Source organism: Georgenia satyanarayanai (genome assembly GCF_023715365.1).
Classification (GTDB): domain Bacteria; phylum Actinomycetota; class Actinomycetes; order Actinomycetales; family Actinomycetaceae; genus Oceanitalea; species Oceanitalea satyanarayanai_B.
Window position 1 is genome coordinate 1 of the sequence record NZ_JAMBNZ010000033.1, and the last position, 1,640, is coordinate 1,640.

Here is a 1,640-nt window from a genome sequence, read left to right on the forward strand (position 1 = left end):
CTGCGTGGCCACCTGACACCACCGATGAACCCCGACGAAGCGGGCGGAGGTGTGGTGAGCTCCTTAGAAAGGAGGTGATCCAGCCGCACCTTCCGGTACGGCTACCTTGTTACGACTTCGTCCTAATCGCCAGTCCCACCTTCGACAGCTCCCTCCCACAAGGGGTTGGGCCACCGGCTTCGGGTGTTACCGACTTTCATGACGTGACGGGCGGTGTGTACAAGGCCCGAGAACGTATTCACCGCAGCGTTGCTGATCTGCGATTACTAGCGACTCCGACTTCATGGGGTCGAGTTGCAGACCCCAATCCGAACTGAGACCGGCTTTTTGGGATTCGCTCCACCTCGCGGTATCGCAGCCCTTTGTACCGGCCATTGTAGCATGCGTGAAGCCCAAGACATAAGGGGCATGATGATTTGACGTCATCCCCACCTTCCTCCGAGTTGACCCCGGCAGTCTCCTATGAGTCCCCACCATGACGTGCTGGCAACACAGGACAAGGGTTGCGCTCGTTGCGGGACTTAACCCAACATCTCACGACACGAGCTGACGACAACCATGCACCACCTGTACACCGACCTTACGGGGAGCACATCTCTGCACTTTTCCGGTGTATGTCAAGCCTTGGTAAGGTTCTTCGCGTTGCATCGAATTAATCCGCATGCTCCGCCGCTTGTGCGGGCCCCCGTCAATTCCTTTGAGTTTTAGCCTTGCGGCCGTACTCCCCAGGCGGGGCACTTAATGCGTTAGCTGCGGCACGGAACCCGTGGAATGGATCCCACACCTAGTGCCCAACGTTTACGGCATGGACTACCAGGGTATCTAATCCTGTTCGCTCCCCATGCTTTCGCTCCTCAGCGTCAGTAACGGCCCAGAGACCTGCCTTCGCCATCGGTGTTCCTCCTGATATCTGCGCATTCCACCGCTACACCAGGAATTCCAGTCTCCCCTACCGCACTCTAGTCTGCCCGTACCCACTGCAGGCGCAAGGTTAAGCCTTGCGTTTTCACAGCAGACGCGACAAACCGCCTACGAGCTCTTTACGCCCAATAATTCCGGACAACGCTTGCGCCCTACGTATTACCGCGGCTGCTGGCACGTAGTTAGCCGGCGCTTCTTCTGCAGGTACCGTCACCCCGAAGAGCTTCTTCCCTACTGAAAGAGGTTTACAACCCGAAGGCCGTCATCCCTCACGCGGCGTCGCTGCATCAGGCTTTCGCCCATTGTGCAATATTCCCCACTGCTGCCTCCCGTAGGAGTCTGGGCCGTGTCTCAGTCCCAGTGTGGCCGGTCACCCTCTCAGGCCGGCTACCCGTCGTCGCCTTGGTAGGCCATCACCCCACCAACAAGCTGATAGGCCGCGAGCCCATCCCCAACCGATAAATCTTTCCACACACACCCATGCAGGCACGTGTCATATCCGGTATTAGCCACGATTTCTCGAAGTTATCCCGAAGTCAGGGGCAGGTTACTCACGTGTTACTCACCCGTTCGCCACTAATCCACCCAGCAAGCTGGGCTTCATCGTTCGACTTGCATGTGTTAAGCACGCCGCCAGCGTTCGTCCTGAGCCAGGATCAAACTCTCCGTAAATGTCTATCGCCACCCCCAAAAGGGGTAACAACCATACGAAGAAACAC

At 57.5% G+C, this 1,640-nt stretch carries 1 rRNA gene; it reads right to left on the minus strand.

Going from position 1 to position 1,640, the window contains the following annotated elements:
• Window positions 1-67: 67 nt before the first annotated feature.
• Window positions 68-1,593: ribosomal RNA gene (locus tag M3148_RS16865) — 16S ribosomal RNA — on the minus strand.
• Window positions 1,594-1,640: the final 47 nt, after the last annotated feature.